Here is a 16,108-nt window from a genome sequence, read left to right as displayed (position 1 = left end):
GGCCCTCTCTCCCCAAGGCTCCGCAAGATCTGCGCGCCCTCACCACCGTACGGCTCCGGTCCTCGATGATGTGCCGCAATACGGGAATTGATATGACGGGATCACCGGTGGGCGACGGTGCGCCCCGGGCCCGCTCGCGTCACGTCCGCGCAGGACAGGCCGGGTGTGGTGGTTCCGGTTCAGTCCTCGTGTCCGAGCTGAAGATCGCGTTCCGTTCGGCCTCCTCCGGCGACTTGGAGCACGGTTGCGACCGGCGGGTAACCGGCGGCGATGACGGTGTACTCACCAGAGGACAGGTCGACGAAGCGGAAGGTGCCGTCGGGACCGGTGGTGAGGGTGTCCATGACGTTGCCGACCGCGTCGAGGAGCGTCACGCGCGCGTCCTCGACGGGCCGTCCGCCGCCCGCCCGAACGGTGCCGCGCAGCAGGGCGCCGCCGGTGAGTTCGATGTCCTGGCGGGTCTCGCGGGCCGCCTTCACCGTGACGGGGACGGCGGCGGGCCGGAAGGCGGGCGCGCTCGCGGCGAGGGTGTACTCGCCGGCGACCAGTTCGGTGATGACGTAGCCGCCCTCGCGTCCGCTGCGGGTGGTGGCGACGACCTCGCCCTGCACGTTGGTGAGCGTGACGGTGGCGTCCACGGGTGTGCCGTCCGGGGTGAGCACGGTTCCGGCGAGGCGTCCGGCGCCGCCGAGGACGATGTCCACTTCGACGGGGCGCTCGCCGACGGTCACGGTGACGGCCTGCGGCTGGTGGCCGCCCGCCGCGGCGATCATGACGTACGCCCCGGTGCCCGGCGCCGCCAGCGCGTACCGCCCGTCCTGGCCGCTCGCGCCGCGTGCGACCTGCTGCCCGGTGACGTCGATGAGCGTGAGCGCCGCGCGCGGTACGAAGGTCCCGTCGGGGTGCTGCACGGTGCCGTGGACGAGGAGCGAGGGGGCGTGGGCGGAACGGGCCTGCGGGATCTGCGGGTTCGCCGGGGTGGATGCCGTCTCGGGGGCGGAGGCGTCATGGGACGCTGCGCTGTTCACGAGGGGGATCTCCTTGAGGAAGCAGGCGATGAGCAGGCCGAGCACGAGCACCGGCACGAGGTACAGGAAGATCCTCGGCATGGCGTCGGCGTAGGCCTGGATGTAGGCGTCGCGCAGCGCCGGGGGCAGCGAGTGGACGAGCTGCGGGGTGATGGACTCGGGCTCGGGCAGGCGTGCGCCCGCGTGCGCGGGGAGCCGGTCGGCCAGGGCGTCGGTGAGCCGGGCCGCGAAGAGGGTGCCGAAGACCGCCGCGCCGACGCTGCCGCCGATCTGCCGGAAGTAGTTGTTGGCGCTGGTGGCGGTGCCGAGGTCGGCGGGGCGCACGGAGTTCTGCACGGCGAGGATCAGCACCGGCATCACCATGCCGATTCCGGCGCCCAGTACGGCCATCCAGATGCTGTAGTGCAGCCTTGGTGTGTCGATCTCCAGGCGGGACAGCAGCCACATGCCGAGGACCGACAGGGCACTGCCGAGCACGGGGTAGATCCGGTACCGCCCGGTGTGGCTGATGAGCTGGCCGCAGACGATCGAGGCGCCGACGATGCCGCCCATCATCGGCAGCATCAGCAGGCCCGACTCGGTGGCGGTGGCGCCGTCGACCATCTGCAGGAAGGTCGGCAGATAGCTGGCGGCGCCGAACAGGGCGACGCCGATCACGAGGCCGACCAGAGCGGTGACGTTGAAGACGGAGTCCCTGAACAGCCGCAGCGGGATGAGGGGTTCGGCGGCGAAGTGCTCGGCGACGAGGAAGAGGACGGCGGCGACGGCGGCGCCCGCGCCGAGGCCGAGGATGACGCGGGAGCCCCAGGCGTACTCGGTGCCGCCCCAGCTTGTCAGCAGGACCAGACAGGTGGAGGCGGCGGCCAGCAGCAGCGAGCCGAGGATGTCGAGCCGGGCCCTGGCCGCGGGCTTCGGCAGCTTCAGCACGACGGCGACGACGGCGAGGGTGACCAGGCCGAAGGGGACGTTGATGTAGAAGCACCAGCGCCAGGACAGGTGGTCGGTGAAGTAGCCGCCCAGCAGGGGCCCGGCGACCGAGGCGAGGCCGAACGCGGCGCCGATCAGGCCCATGAAGCGGCCGCGCTCGCGGGGCGGCACGATGTCCGCGATGATCGCCTGGACGCCGATCATCAGCCCGCCCGCGCCGGCGCCCTGGACCGCGCGGTAGGCGATCAGCTCGTCCATGGTCTCCGCGCGGCCGGCGAGCGCGGAGCCGACGACGAAGACGACGATCGCGAACTGGAAGACGCCCTTGCGGCCGATGAGGTCGCCGAGCTTGCCGTAGACCGGCAGGCCGATGGTGGCGGTGAGCAGGTAGGCGGTGATCGCCCAGGACATCCGGTCCAGGCCGTGCAGCTCGCCGACGATCTTCGGCAGCGCGGTGGCGACGATCATCTGCTCCAGCGCGGCCAGCAGCAGCGCGAGCATGAGCGCGAAGAAGATCAACCGCACCCGGCGCGGGCCGAGTTCACCGGCCCGGGCGGGTGCGGGACGGGGGACGTCCGGCGCTGCCGCGGCCGGTTCGTCCTGTACCAGAGTGCTCCCGCCCACGTACCGCTCCCCTCGTCGCGCTGCTGCACAATTCCCGCGTAAGCGAACAACTACGAGCAAGCGCGACGAGTTACGGAACCGGGTCGGTCGACGATGAGATCCACTCGATCCGGTGAGAGGGCCAACGACCGCCGGGCACTGACGGGTTGAGGGGCCCGCGGGTCACATCCCCGCGGTCACTTCTCGACCTCGGCGGCGAGCTTGGCGAGCAGCGCGTCGTAGATCCGGCCGAGGCCCTTGGGCGCGAAGGTCTTCTCGAAGAAGCCGCCGATGCCGCCGGCGCCCTGCCAGGTGGTGGTGACGACGACCCGGGAGCTGCCCTCGCCGGCCGGGGTGACCCGCCAGGTGGTGACCATGGAGGAGTTGCGGTCCTTCTCGACGAGCTCGCCGTCGGTGGGCTCGCTGACCTCCAGGAGGCAGTCGCGCACCCGCTTGCTGGTGGCCTGGAGCTTCCAGTGGACGAGGGTGCCCTCGCCGTCGCCGCCCTCGCGCACCTCGTATTCGCTGAAGTGCTCGGGCAGCAGCTTCTGCCGGGTGCCGCTGTAGTCGGCGAGGGCGTCGAACACCTTCTCCGCGTCCGCCGCGACGACCCGCTCCGTAGTGGCCTCGACCTGCGCCATTGACATCCTCCAGGACCAGAATTCTCGGGGGTTGGAGCAAGCCAACCACCCCGCTCCCGGACCGCCCAAATCGGGGTCCCGAACTCTTCCCCGAAGCGGTCGCACAGTGATCGAAAACGAAGCGCGGGAAGAGGTCGCACGATCAAGGGAACATGTGTTCTATTCTGGGGGCAGTGCTACCGAGGAGGCCTCATGCGCTGGGAGAACCTCACCCTGGAGTCCGACCACAGCCGTGCCGACTCCGCGCTGTTCGGCGCGGACGCGGTGGTCACCCGTACCTTCGACACGCCCGAGTTCGCCGGGATCACGTTCCACGAGATCCGGGCCCGCTCGATCCTCAACCGGGTGCCCGGCGCCTCGCGCATGCCCTTCGAGTGGACGGTCAACCCCTATCGGGGCTGCACGCACGCGTGCGTGTACTGCTTCGCCCGCAAGACGCACAGCTATCTGGACCTCGACACGGGGCTCGGCTTCGACTCCCAGATCGTGGTCAAGGTGAACGCGCCGGACCTGCTGCGCCGCCAGTTGTCCTCGCGCCGCTGGCAGGGCGACCACATAGCGATGGGTACGAACGTCGACTGCTACCAGCGCGCGGAGGGGCGCTACCGCCTGATGCCGGGGATCCTCGCCGCCCTGCGCGACCACGCCAACCCTTACTCGATCCTCACCAAGGGCACGCTGATCCTGCGCGACCTCGATCTGCTCAAGCAGTCCAATGAGGTGACGGACGTCGGCATCTCCGTCTCGGTCGGCTTCGTCGACCCCGAGCTGTGGCGCACCGTGGAGCCGGGCACGCCCGCCCCGGAGCGGCGCCTGGACGTCGTGCGGACCCTGACCGAGCACGGGCTCGGGTGCGGGGTGCTGATGGCGCCGGTGATTCCGTTCCTGGGCGACAGCCCGGCCCAACTGCGGGCCACCGTGCGGGCCATCGCCGCCTCCGGGGCCACCTCGGTCACCCCGCTGGTGCTGCATCTGCGGCCCGGGGCCCGCGAGTGGTTCATGGCATGGCTGGGCCGCGAGCACCCGCACCTGGTGCGCCGCTACGAGCGGCTGTACGCGGACGGCGCCTACGCGCCGAAGTGGTACCAGCGCCGGATCACCCGTCAGGTCCACGACCTGGCTCAGGAGTACGGCATCGGCCCATCGGGGGCGGGGATGCCCCGGCGGATCCGCGAGCCCGAACCGGCGGTGCCGGCGGCCGGGCCCGCGATGACCGAACCGACCCAACTCTCGCTCATCTGAGATGCATTAGAGGGCATCCCTCGGCCCAATCGGGTCAAGTCTGATTATAAGGAGTTCTTCCGGGTGCCCATGTCGGGACGATGCGGCCAGGACCGTGACACTCGCGGTCCGTGACCCGCCGTCCTGGGGAGGACTCCATGGGAAAACGCGCAGCCGTACTGTGCGGCGCCGCCGTCCTCCTGGCCGGAACCGTGACGTCCGTCCCCGCCCAGGCACAGGCCGCGCCCCTCGACTGGAAGAAGTGCGGCACCAAGAAGTACCCGACGCTCCAGTGCGCGTCCCTCGCGGTGCCGCTCGATCACACGAAACCGGACGGTCGGCAGATCACCCTCGCGCTGTCCCGCGTCCCGCACAGCGCGACGAAGTACCAGGGCCCCCTGCTGGTCAACCCCGGTGGCCCGGGCGGGAGCGGGCTCACGCTCGCCGGTTTCGTCGCCTCGGCGCTGCCCAAGGCGGTGGCGGCCCAGTACGACGTCATCGGCTTCGACCCGCGCGGGGTCGGCAAGAGCAGGCCGGCACTCTCCTGCCGGCCCGGTCACTTCGCCCCCGTGCGCTCCGACTCGGTGCCGAGCACCCGGCGCATCGAGCAGGCCAACCTCGCCCGCGCCAAGTCCTTCGCGCGGGCCTGCGCCACGAAGTACGCGGACCTGCTGCCGTACATCGACACGGTCAGCACGGCACGCGACATGGACCGGATCCGGGCGGCGCTGGGCGCCAAACGGATCAACTACTTCGGCTACTCGTACGGCACCTACCTCGGAGCCGTCTACGCCAAGCTCTACCCGCAGCGGGTACGCCGGGCGGCCCTGGACTCCGTCGTCGACCCGACCGGCGTCTGGTACGGCGACAACCTCGCGCAGGACCTCGCCTTCGACGACCGGCACCGCGCCTTCATGGCGTGGGTCGCGAAGTACGACGCGGCCTACCGGCTCGGCACCGATCCGGCGCGGATCGAGGCCAAGTGGTACGCGATGCGGGCGGCCCTGGCCAAGAAGCCGGCCGGCGGCAAGGTGGGCGCCTCGGAGCTGGAGGACACCTTCCTGCCCGGCGGCTACTACAACGGCTACTGGCCCTACCTCGCCGAAGCGTTCGCGGCGTACGTGAACAAGAAGGACGCCGCCGCGCTGATCGCGGCCTACGAGAACTTCGGCGCCTCCGACGCTTCCGACGACAACACCTACAGCGTCTACGCCGCGGTGCAGTGCCGGGACGCCTCCTGGCCGCGCGACTGGCAGCGGTGGCGGAAGGACAACCGGGCCGTGCACGCCAAGGCGCCCTTCATGACCTGGAACAACGCCTGGTTCAACGCGCCGTGCGCGTTCTGGCCGACGAACTCGCTGCGCTCGGCGGACATCACCAACGAGAAGCTGCCACCGCTCCTGCTGTTCCAGGCGACCGACGACGCCGCCACCCCCTACCAGGGCGCCGTCACGGTCCACCGCCGGCTTGCCCGCTCCAGCCTGGTCGTCGAGCAGGGCGGCGGCAACCACGCCGTCACGCTGGGCGGGAACACCTGCCTGGACAGGCATCTCGCGGCCTACCTGGCCGACGGCACGGTGCCGCGCGGCACGGGTACGGTCGACGCGGTGTGCGACGCGCAGCCCGCCCCGAAGCCGCTGAGCGCCAAGACCAAGGCCACCGCACCGGCGTCACGCGGCGCCGAACTGCACGGGCTGCTCGGTTTCCGGTACTGAGCGGCCGATGACCCGTCGGGGGCGTTGTCAGTGCCATGGTCCACGATGGACGCATGAGTGAGCTGACGAGGATTCCCGCCCCCGACGGAGTCGCCCCCGCCGCCCAGTACTCGCATGTCGTGCTGGGCACGGGCCGTTTCGTCGCCGTCTCCGGCCAGCTCGCACTGGACGAGGACGGCAAGCTCGTCGGCGAGGGCGACCCGGCGGCCCAGGCCCGCCAGGTCTTCGAGAACCTCCGGCGCTGCCTGGCCGCCGCCGGGGCGACCTTCGACGACGTCGTCAAACTCACCTATTTCGTGACGGACACGGCCCATATGCCGGCGATCCGCGCGGCCCGCGCCGAGCACATACCCGACGACCGGCTGCCGGCGGCGTCCGCGGTCCAGGTCGCCGGGCTGGTGCGGCCGGAGTTCCTGCTGGAGGTGGAGGCGTTCGCGGTGCTGCCCGGCTAGACGTGCCGTCGGCTGTGCAGCCCTGGTAAAGGGGGCGCCCGCTCCGGGGCGTCACGCCTAGGGTCCCTTCATGGACGACGACCGCATACGGATCCGCCCCATGGCCCTGGCCGACTGCGACCGGGTCGCCGAGATCCGCATCGGCGGCAGGCAGAGGGCCTACCGGGGCCTGATTCCGCAGTCCTACCTGGACTCCCTGGACGTGGCGCAGGACGCCGAGCGCCGGCGCGGCTATTTCTCGCAGGGCGACGAGAGCGTGACGGACCTGGTCGCCGAGCAGGACGGCGAGATCGTCGGATGGGCCTGCCACGGCCCGTACCGCGACGGGGAAGTGCGCACCGAGGACGCCGAGTTGTACGCCATCTACGTCGACCCCGCGCGGTACGGCGCCGGCATCGGTCACGCCCTGCTCCAGGAGTCGGTGCGCGGCTGTACGGCCGCCGGACACGGCCGGATGCTGTTGTGGGTGCTCAAGGACAACACCCGCGCCCGTCGCTTCTACGAGCGGGCGGGCTTCCTGACGGACGGCGCCGAGGAGCCGTACGAGGTGGAGGGGGTCGAGGTGCCGGAGGTGCGATATGCGCGGGAGTTGTCGACGCCTCACCGTTGATGAGGGATCAGCGCGAGCGCCCGTACCGCCGCCTCCGCCAGGGAGGGATGGGCCAGGGCCTCCTTCAGGACCTGTCTGGCCCGCGCGTCGCCGAGCGTGCCGAGCCCGTCCACACAGGCGAGGGCCACGCGGCGGTAGGGGTCGTGCGGGCGCAGGCGTCGTTCCAGGGTGGTGATCAGGGCGGGGACGGCTTCAGGGGCGCGGAGTTCGACCAGGAGCCGGACGGGGTGCAGGGCGTAGGCGACGCGGAGTTCGTTGGTGGCGAGGGCGGCCGCCGCGCGGGCCGTGCGCGGGTCACCGAGGCGCGCGAGGGCGTGGGCGGCGGAGACACAGCGCTCCGGATCACGATGGTTGAGCAGCAGGACGAGCGACTCGAAGGCCCGCCGGTCCCGGGCGAGGCCCAGTCGGAACGCGGCCAGCTCCCTGGCCCACAACGGCTGTCCGGGCGCGGTGAGCACGTCCGCCAGTTCGTCGAGGTCCTCGGTCGCCGTGAGGCGGTCGTACGCGGCCGACGCTCCGGACTCCTGCCGTAAGCGCTCCGTGAGTGATCGCAACTCTTCGTCCATGATGCCGAGCGTATGCAAGCGGCCCGCCGCGCGGGACCTACATCACAAAGACGGGGGCTGGCGCGCTCGTTACCCACCGGTTAAGCTCATACGAGCGAGTTACCCACTCGCACCCTTGCTTGCAGCGGCCTGGTGACGCAGCCGCCGCGAGTGTTGTCGGTTCGGTACTTCAGGTACCGCAGTACGACTCGGCTCCGGGACAGGGCCGGTCGGATCTTCCGTTCCCCGAAGCGTGTGCACGCTCTCGGCGACGGCACCGGGCGTGTGCGCCAGAAGCCCGGCAACACCCGCACTCACTCTCCTTTCCGCACCCGGTGCGCTTTCTCGGCGCACCCGGGCGCGCTCCCAGTCGTCACCCTCATTCCTGGAGTCCCGCGATGGCCACTCCCCTGTACGACACCCCTCCCTCGCCGCTCAAGACCGTCGCCGTCATCGGCCTCGGCACCATGGGCACCGGTATCGCCGAGGTCCTGGCCAAGGCCGGTCGCGAGGTCATCGGCATCGACATCAGCGAGGCCGCGACCGCCAAGGCCGTCGCCGCCCTCGAGTCCTCGACGGCCCGCGCCGTGGAGCGCGGCAAGATCACCGAGGACGAGCGCGCTGACGCCCTCGCCCGCGTCCGCACCTTCACCGACCTGCGGGCCGCGGCCGACGCGGACCTGGTCATCGAGGTGGCTCCGGAGTCGTACGAGATCAAGCACCAGATCTTCCGCGAGCTGGACGGGATCGTGCGCCCCGACACGATCCTGGCGACCGGCACCAACGCCCTCTCGGTCACCCGGCTCGCCGCCGACTCGGCCCGTCCCGAGCGGGTGCTCGGGCTGCACTTCTTCAACCCGGCGCCGGCGATGCGGCTGGTCGAGGTCGTCTCCTCGGTGCTGACCGCGCCGACGGCCGTCTCCGCGGTCACCAATCTCGCGCTGGACCTGGGCAAGGAGCCCGTCGCGGTCGGCGACCGGCCCGGTTTCGTCGCCGACGGCCTGCTGTTCGGCTACCTGAACCAGGCGGCCTCGATGTACGAGGCGAAGTACGCCTCCCGCGAGGACATCGACGCCGCAATGCGGCTGGGCTGCGGCCTCCCGATGGGTCCGCTGGCGCTGCTCGACCTGATCGGCGTCGACACGGCCCGCACGGTCCTGGAGGCCATGTACGCCGAGTCCCGCGACCGGCTGCACGCCCCCGCGCCGATCCTGAAGCAGCTCAGCGAGGCGGGCCTGACGGGCCGTAAGTCGGGCCGCGGCTTCTACACCTACGAGGCTCCCGGCAGCGCCACCGTCGTGCGGGACGCGCTGACGTCGCTGGACGGTGCCGCCCTCACGCCGGGCCGCGAGGTCCGCTCGGTCGGTGTCGCGGGCTCCGGCACCATGGCGTCCGGTATCGCCGAGGTCTTCGCCAAGGCCGGGTACGAGGTCGTGCTCGCCGCCCGCAGCGAGGAGAAGGCGCAGACCGCGAAGGCCCGGATCGGCAAGTCCCTGGCCCGTTCCGTGGACAAGGGGCGGATGACCGCCGAGGCCGCCGCGCAGACCCTGGACCGGATCACCGCCGCCGGCACCTACGACGCGTTCGCCGACGTCGATCTGGCCGTCGAGGCCGTCGCCGAGGACCTGGAGATCAAGCGGCAGCTCTTCGCGACGCTGGACAAGGTCTGCAAGCCGGGCGCGGTGCTGGCCACCACCACCTCCTCGCTTCCCGTCGTCGCCTGTGCCCGTGCCACCTCGCGTCCGCAGGACGTGATCGGCATGCACTTCTTCAACCCGGCACCCGCGATGAAGCTGGTCGAGGTCGTCCGCACGGTGCTGACGGCCGACGACGTCCACGCGACGGTCCGCGAGGTCTGCGGCAGGATCAAGAAGCACGCCGTGGACTGCGGTGACCGGGCCGGATTCATCGTCAACGCGCTGCTGTTCCCGTACCTGAACAACGCGATCAAGATGGTGCAGGAGCACTACGCCACGCTCGACGACATCGACGCGGCGATGAAGCTGGGCGGCGGCTACCCGATGGGCCCGTTCGAGCTGCTGGACGTCGTCGGGCTCGATGTCTCGCTTGCGATCGAGAAGGTCCTGCACCGCGAGTTCCGCGACCCGGGCCTGGCTCCGGCGCCGCTCCTGGAGCACCTGGTGGCCGCGGGCTGCCTCGGCCGCAAGACGGGCCGCGGCTTCCGCGAATATGCCCGGCGCTAAAGGGCGTCCCGGCGACTGGTTCACCGACGGTCAGGAGTGGGGCGGGCTGCTGGACCCCGGCAGCTCTCCCCCGGCCGTCCGGCGCGACCCGACCCCGCCCGCCCAACCCGGCACTCCCCCGTCCTCCAAGGGCGGGGGAAACCCCGTGCATGCGCATCAAGCTGCGCACATGCAGTACGTTCGGGTCATGTCCCAGCCCGCCAAGTCCTCACGTACACCCACCACGCCCGACGCGCCGGAAAGTGCCGCAGGCAGTCGCGCGGCCGCTCAGCGGCTCAAGATGCGCCGCGAGCTGGCGGCCGCGGCGATGGAGCTGTTCGCGACCAAGGGGTACGAGGCAACCACCGTCGACGAGATCGCGGCCGCGGCCGGGGTCGCCCGCCGTACGTTCTTCCGCCACTTCCGCTCCAAGGAAGAGGCGATCTTCCCGGACCACGACGACACCCTGATCCGCGCCGAGGCGGTGCTGAACGCCGCCCCGGCCCACGAGCACCCGCTCGACACGGTGTGCCGTGGCATCAAGGAAGTCATGCGGATGTACGCGGCCCGGCCGGAGATCTCGGTCGCCCGCTACAAGCTCACGCGCGAGGTGCCCACCCTGCGCGAGGCGGAGATCGCGTCGGTGGCCCGCTACGAGCGCCTCTTCACCCGCTATCTCCTCGGCCACTTCGACGAGCACGCCCACGACGACGACGCCAACGACGATCCGCTGCTGGCGGAGGTCGCCGCGTCGGCCGTGGTCACCGCGCACAACCACGTCCTGCGGCGCTGGCTGCGCGCCGGCGGGCAGGGCGACGTGGAGGCACAGCTCGACCACGCCTTCGCGATCGTCCGCAGGACCTTCGGGTCGGGCATCGGGGCGGGACGGGAGACCGCCCCGCGCTCCGCGCCGGCCTCGGTGGCCGCGCAGGGCGAGGTGCTGGTGACGGTCGCCCGGACCGACGCCCCCCTGGACGAGGTGATGCGCACGATCGAGCAGGCGCTGAAGGAGCGGGCCTAGGCGGGCCGTCCGGGCCCCGGGCCCAACGCAGTGTGCACGCGGTGGATCCCTCGGCGGGAACCATCGCGTGCGTTCATCCGTCCTCCATGTCGAAGCATGATCTTCATGGTGTGCGACGGAAGCGAGTTCCCATGCAGGCGAACGACCCGACCAAGCTCGAAGCCACCCTCGCCGACGGCCGGCGCATGACCCTGTCGCTCCCGCAGACCGACGCCAAGTGGGCCGCGGACGGCATCAAGGGCCTGCGAGCCGTCCCGCCCACGCACACGGGCCGCGGCGAGGAGCCGCCCGCCCTCCCCGACGAGCCGATGCTCCCCCTGAACGTCGCACTGCTCGGCCTGGGCGCCTAACCCCCCACCCCGACACCAGCCGCCCCTTGACCGGGGCGGCTTTTTTTGTGCCTCCGGATGACCGGCAGACGGCGACCGATAGCGCCCGATTGATGCGTACTCGCGAGTAGCTTTGATCGATCATCGCTCATTTGTTACGTAAAGATTTCATCTGAGGGCAAGTTCTGGCACTCGGTGCCTTGCCAGGTGACACGCCGTGCCATACGTTGAAAGTGTCCGGGCGGCCGGCGTGCAGAGACCTTTCGTACGTCGGCTGTCCCCGCAAGTCCCTCCCGGGGCCTGCGCGCCCGGGCGCCTGCGTCACAGGCAACCTCCCGCGCCACAAAGCGCTGCCGAACAGCAACATCCGCCGAACCGACGGCAACCAGAAAAATCCCTCAGCAGCACCGACGTAACCCTCAGCACCCCTCCCTCAGGGTGCGCATCGCCGGAGGCAACACCGTGACCACTCAGGCCATTCTGGACGCGATCCAGTCGCCGGACTCGACGCCGGCCGACTTCGCCGCCCTGCCGCTCCCCGAGTCGTACCGCGCGATCACCGTGCACAAGGACGAGACGGAGATGTTCACGGGTCTGGAGACCCGCGACAAGGACCCGCGCAAGTCGATCCACCTCGACGAGGTTCCGCTGCCCGAGCTCGGCCCGGGCGAGGCCCTGGTGGCCGTCATGGCCTCCTCGGTCAACTACAACTCGGTGTGGACCTCGATCTTCGAGCCGCTGTCGACCTTCGGCTTCCTGGAGCGCTACGGCCGCCTCAGCGAGCTGACCAAGCGGCACGACCTGCCGTACCACATCATCGGCTCCGACCTCGCGGGCGTCGTCCTGCGCACCGGCCCCGGCGTCAACGCCTGGACGCCCGGTGACGAGGTCGTCGCGCACTGCCTGTCCGTCGAGCTGGAGTCCTCGGACGGCCACAACGACACGATGCTCGACCCCGAGCAGCGCATCTGGGGCTTCGAGACCAACTTCGGCGGTCTCGCCGAGGTCGCGCTGGTCAAGTCCAACCAGCTCATGCCCAAGCCGAAGCACCTGAGCTGGGAGGAGGCCGCCGCTCCGGGTCTGGTCAACTCCACCGCCTACCGCCAGCTCGTCTCCCGCAACGGCGCCGGCATGAAGCAGGGCGACAACGTCCTGATCTGGGGCGCGAGCGGTGGACTCGGCTCGTACGCCACCCAGTTCGCGCTGGCCGGCGGCGCCAACCCGATCTGCGTCGTCTCCAGCGATCAGAAGGCGGACATCTGCCGGGCGATGGGCGCCGAGGCGATCATCGACCGCAACGCCGAGGGCTACAAGTTCTGGAAGGACGAGCACAACCAGGACCCCAAGGAGTGGAAGCGCTTCGGCAAGCGCATCCGCGAGCTCACCGGCGGCGAGGACGTCGACATCGTCTTCGAGCACCCGGGCCGTGAGACCTTCGGCGCCTCCGTCTACGTCACGCGCAAGGGCGGCACCATCGTCACCTGCGCCTCGACCTCGGGCTACAACCACGAGTACGACAACCGCTACCTGTGGATGTCGCTGAAGCGGATCATCGGCTCGCACTTCGCCAACTACCGCGAGGCCTGGGAGGCCAACCGGCTCATCGCGAAGGGCAAGATCCACCCCACCCTGTCGAAGGTCTACTCCCTGGAGGAGACCGGCCAGGCCGCGTTCGACGTGCACCGCAACCTCCACCAGGGCAAGGTCGGCGTCCTGTGCCTCGCCCCCGAGGAAGGTCTCGGGGTGCGCGACGAGGAGATGCGCGCCAAGCACATCGACGCCATCAACCGCTTCCGCAACATCTGAGACACCCGAGGTCATAGATGACTGAGCGTCAGCCCGCCGAAGGCAAGCGGGAGAAGGACCGGCCGTGGCTCATGCGGACCTACGCCGGTCACTCCACGGCCGAGGCGTCCAACGAGCTGTACCGGCGCAACCTCGCCAAGGGCCAGACAGGTCTGTCGGTCGCGTTCGACCTGCCGACCCAGACCGGCTACGACTCCGATCACATCCTCGCCCGCGGCGAGGTCGGCCGGGTCGGCGTGCCGGTGGCCCATCTCGGTGACATGCGCCGGCTGTTCCAGGACATCCCCCTGGAGCAGATGAACACCTCGATGACGATCAACGCCACCGCCATGTGGCTGCTGGCGCTCTACCAGGTCGTCGCCGAGGAGCAGGGCGCGGACATCACCAAGCTCCAGGGCACGACCCAGAACGACATCGTCAAGGAATACCTGTCGCGGGGAACCCATGTCTTTCCGCCGGGGCCCTCACTCCGGCTGACGACGGACATGATCGCGTACACGGTCTCCCACCTGCCGAAGTGGAACCCGATCAACATCTGCAGCTATCACCTGCAGGAGGCGGGCGCCACGCCGGTCCAGGAGATCGCGTACGCGATGTCCACTGCGATCGCGGTTCTCGATGCCGTGCGCGACTCAGGGCAGGTCCCCGCCGAGAAGTTCGGGGACGTCGTGGCCCGTATCTCCTTCTTCGTGAACGCGGGCGTCCGCTTCATCGAGGAGATGTGCAAGATGCGGGCGTTCGGGCGGATCTGGGATCAGGTCACGCGCGAGCGCTACGGCATCGAGAACCCCAAGCAGCGCCGCTTCCGGTACGGCGTCCAGGTCAACTCCCTCGGCCTGACCGAGGCGCAGCCGGAGAACAACGTCCAGCGGATCGTGCTCGAGATGCTGGCCGTGACCCTGTCCAAGGACGCACGCGCGCGTGCCGTGCAACTCCCGGCCTGGAACGAGGCGTTGGGCCTGCCCCGGCCCTGGGACCAGCAGTGGTCGCTGCGCATCCAGCAGGTGCTCGCCCATGAGAGCGACCTGCTGGAGTACGAGGACATCTTCGAAGGCTCGCACGTCATCGAGGCGAAGGTCGCGAAGCTCGTCGAGGAGTCCCTCGCGGAGATCGACCGGATCCAGGAGATGGGCGGCGCTATGGCGGCCGTCGAGTCCGGCTACCTCAAGTCGCAGCTCGTCTCCTCGCACGCCGAGCGCCGGGCGCGGATCGAGTCCGGCCAGGAGAAGATCATCGGCGTCAACATCTTCGAGACGACCGAGCCGAACCCGCTGACCGCCGACCTGGACACCGCGATCCAGACGGTGGACCCCGCCGTCGAGGCCCGGGTGATCGCGGGCCTTCAGAACTGGCGGGACACCCGCTACCAGCCCCCCTTCAACCACCCGCGTCCGTGCAAGGCGCTGGAGAAGCTGAAGGAGGCCGCGAAGGGCACCGGCAACCTCATGGAGGCCACCCTGGAGTGCGCCCGCGCCGGGGTCACGACCGGCGAGTGGGCCGGGGCCCTGCGGGAGGTGTTCGGCGAGTTCCGGGCGCCGACCGGTGTCTCCTCGGCACCGGTGGCGGTCCCGGCGGAGGAGGGCTCGGCCATGGCCGACGTCCGCCGCAAGGTCGACCTGACCGCCAAGGACCTGGACGTCGGCAAGCTCCGCTTCCTGGTCGGCAAGCCCGGCCTGGACGGGCACTCCAACGGCGCCGAGCAGATAGCGGTGCGGGCCCGTGACGCCGGGTTCGAGGTGGTGTACCAGGGCATCCGGCTGACGCCGGAACAGATCGTGGACGCGGCGCTCGCGGAGGACGTGCACGCGGTCGGCCTGTCGATCCTGTCCGGTTCGCACGCCCAGCTCGTGCCGGACGTGCTGGATCGGCTCCGTGTGGCCGGTGCCACAGATATACCCGTGATCGCCGGTGGCATCATCCCGAATGGTGACGCCGAGCAGCTCCGGGCCGCCGGAGTGGCCGCCGTCTTCACCCCGAAGGACTTCGACATCACCGGAATCATCGGCCGCATCGTCGACGAGATCCGGAAAGCGAACAAGCTCGACCCCCTGGAGGTCCCCGCATGACCGTCAACCGTCTGCGTCCCCGCCGCTCGTGTCTCGCGGTCCCGGGAAGCAACCCCCGCTTCCTGGAGAAGGCGCAGGGCCTGCCGGCGGACCAGGTCTTCCTCGACCTGGAGGACGCGTGCGCCCCGCTGGCCAAGCCCGAGGCGCGGCACACCATCGTCAAGTTCCTCAACGAGGGCGACTGGACGGGCAAGACGAGGGTCGTGCGCGTCAACGACTGGACGACCGAGTGGACGTACCGCGATGTCGTCACGGTCGTCGAGGGTGCCGGCCAGAACCTCGACTGCATCATGCTGCCGAAGGTGCAGACCGCCCAGCAGGTCGTCGCCCTCGACCTGCTGCTGACGCAGATCGAGAAGACGATGGGCTTCGAGGTCGGCAAGATCGGCATCGAGGCGCAGATCGAGAACGCCCAGGGCCTGAACAACGTCAACGAGATCGCGACGGCCTCCCAGCGCGTCGAGACCATCATCTTCGGCCCGGCCGACTTCATGGCGTCCATCAACATGAAGTCGCTGGTCGTGGGCGAGCAGCCGCCCGGCTACCCGGCGGACGCCTACCACTACATCCTGATGAAGATCCTGATGGCGGCCCGCGCCAACAACCTCCAGGCGATCGACGGCCCCTACCTCCAGATCCGCAACATCGACGGCTACCGCGAGGTCGCCCAGCGTGCCGCGGCCCTCGGTTTCGACGGCAAGTGGGTGCTGCACCCGGGCCAGGTCGAGGCGTCCAACGAGATCTTCTCGCCCTCGCAGGAGGACTACGACCACGCCGAGCTGATCCTGGACGCGTACGACTACTACACGTCCGAGGCGGGCGGCAAGAAGGGCTCCGCGATGCTCGGCGACGAGATGATCGACGAGGCCAGCCGCAAGATGGCCCTGGTCATCTCCGGCAAGGGACGCGCCGCCGGTATGCAGCGCACGTCGAAGTTCGAGATCCCGGAGGCCTGAGCGCG

The 16,108-nt window shown here is 70.1% G+C and carries 13 protein-coding genes; 10 read left to right on the top strand and 3 right to left on the bottom strand.

Annotated elements, in window-relative coordinates; translation table 11 throughout:
* Positions 1-179: 179 nt before the first annotated feature.
* Both ACZ69Q_RS03245 and ACZ69Q_RS03240 read right to left on the bottom strand, forming a co-directional pair.
* Complete coding sequence (locus tag ACZ69Q_RS03245; protein ID WP_471035485.1) at positions 180-2,579, bottom strand: MFS transporter; 2,400 nt, start codon at positions 2,577-2,579, stop codon at positions 180-182.
* Between the two features lie 176 nt (positions 2,580-2,755).
* Positions 2,756-3,199 (bottom strand): SRPBCC family protein, encoded by a 444-nt coding sequence (locus tag ACZ69Q_RS03240; protein ID WP_471035483.1) that lies wholly within the window; start codon positions 3,197-3,199, stop codon positions 2,756-2,758.
* Positions 3,200-3,391: 192 nt separating this feature from the next.
* On the opposite strand from ACZ69Q_RS03240, the gene ACZ69Q_RS03235 reads away from it, so the two are divergent.
* From ACZ69Q_RS03235 to ACZ69Q_RS03220, 4 genes are all read left to right on the top strand, one after another.
* The gene (locus ACZ69Q_RS03235; RefSeq protein ID WP_471035480.1) at positions 3,392-4,441 is read left to right on the top strand and encodes an Rv2578c family radical SAM protein; all 1,050 of its coding nucleotides are present in this window, start codon (positions 3,392-3,394) and stop codon (positions 4,439-4,441) included.
* Between the two features lie 137 nt (positions 4,442-4,578).
* Positions 4,579-6,135 (top strand): alpha/beta hydrolase, encoded by a 1,557-nt coding sequence (locus ACZ69Q_RS03230; RefSeq protein ID WP_471035478.1) that lies wholly within the window; start codon positions 4,579-4,581, stop codon positions 6,133-6,135.
* Between the two features lie 53 nt (positions 6,136-6,188).
* The gene (locus ACZ69Q_RS03225; protein WP_471035475.1) at positions 6,189-6,587 is read left to right on the top strand and encodes a RidA family protein; all 399 of its coding nucleotides are present in this window, start codon (positions 6,189-6,191) and stop codon (positions 6,585-6,587) included.
* Between the two features lie 70 nt (positions 6,588-6,657).
* Entirely contained in the window at positions 6,658-7,197 is a 540-nt protein-coding gene (locus ACZ69Q_RS03220) for a GNAT family N-acetyltransferase (RefSeq protein ID WP_471035472.1), read from the top strand.
* On the opposite strand, the gene ACZ69Q_RS03215 is transcribed toward ACZ69Q_RS03220, so the two are convergent.
* Positions 7,188-7,763 carry an adenylosuccinate lyase gene (locus ACZ69Q_RS03215; protein ID WP_471035469.1) on the bottom strand — a complete coding sequence of 192 codons (576 nt, stop codon included), beginning with the start codon at positions 7,761-7,763 and terminating at the stop codon, positions 7,188-7,190. The genes ACZ69Q_RS03220 and ACZ69Q_RS03215 overlap by 10 nt on opposite strands.
* 377 nt (positions 7,764-8,140) lie before the next feature.
* Here ACZ69Q_RS03215 and ACZ69Q_RS03210 point away from each other — a divergent pair, with 377 nt between their 5' ends.
* The 6 genes from ACZ69Q_RS03210 (at position 8,141) to ACZ69Q_RS03185 (ending at position 16,103) form a co-directional block, all read left to right on the top strand.
* A complete protein-coding gene (locus tag ACZ69Q_RS03210; protein WP_471035466.1) occupies positions 8,141-9,946 on the top strand; it encodes a 3-hydroxyacyl-CoA dehydrogenase family protein in 1,806 nt (601 codons plus the stop codon).
* 187 nt (positions 9,947-10,133) lie between these two features.
* Positions 10,134-10,946 carry a TetR family transcriptional regulator gene (locus tag ACZ69Q_RS03205; protein WP_471035463.1) on the top strand — a complete coding sequence of 271 codons (813 nt, stop codon included), beginning with the start codon at positions 10,134-10,136 and terminating at the stop codon, positions 10,944-10,946.
* Between the two features lie 131 nt (positions 10,947-11,077).
* A complete protein-coding gene (locus tag ACZ69Q_RS03200; protein WP_471035461.1) occupies positions 11,078-11,296 on the top strand; it encodes a hypothetical protein in 219 nt (72 codons plus the stop codon).
* A gap of 441 nt (positions 11,297-11,737) precedes the next feature.
* Positions 11,738-13,081 (top strand): crotonyl-CoA carboxylase/reductase, encoded by a 1,344-nt coding sequence (gene ccrA, locus ACZ69Q_RS03195; RefSeq protein ID WP_471035458.1) that lies wholly within the window; start codon positions 11,738-11,740, stop codon positions 13,079-13,081.
* 17 nt (positions 13,082-13,098) lie between these two features.
* A complete protein-coding gene (locus ACZ69Q_RS03190) occupies positions 13,099-15,147 on the top strand; it encodes a protein meaA (RefSeq protein ID WP_471035456.1) in 2,049 nt (682 codons plus the stop codon).
* Positions 15,144-16,103 carry an HpcH/HpaI aldolase/citrate lyase family protein gene (locus tag ACZ69Q_RS03185; RefSeq protein ID WP_062716550.1) on the top strand — a complete coding sequence of 320 codons (960 nt, stop codon included), beginning with the start codon at positions 15,144-15,146 and terminating at the stop codon, positions 16,101-16,103. The genes ACZ69Q_RS03190 and ACZ69Q_RS03185 overlap by 4 nt, the downstream gene beginning before the upstream one ends.
* Positions 16,104-16,108: the final 5 nt, after the last annotated feature.

This window comes from Streptomyces sp. NPDC036764 (assembly GCF_055609385.1).
The sequence above is the reverse complement of the archived record's forward strand: the minus strand, read 5'-3'. Positions and strand labels throughout refer to the sequence as shown.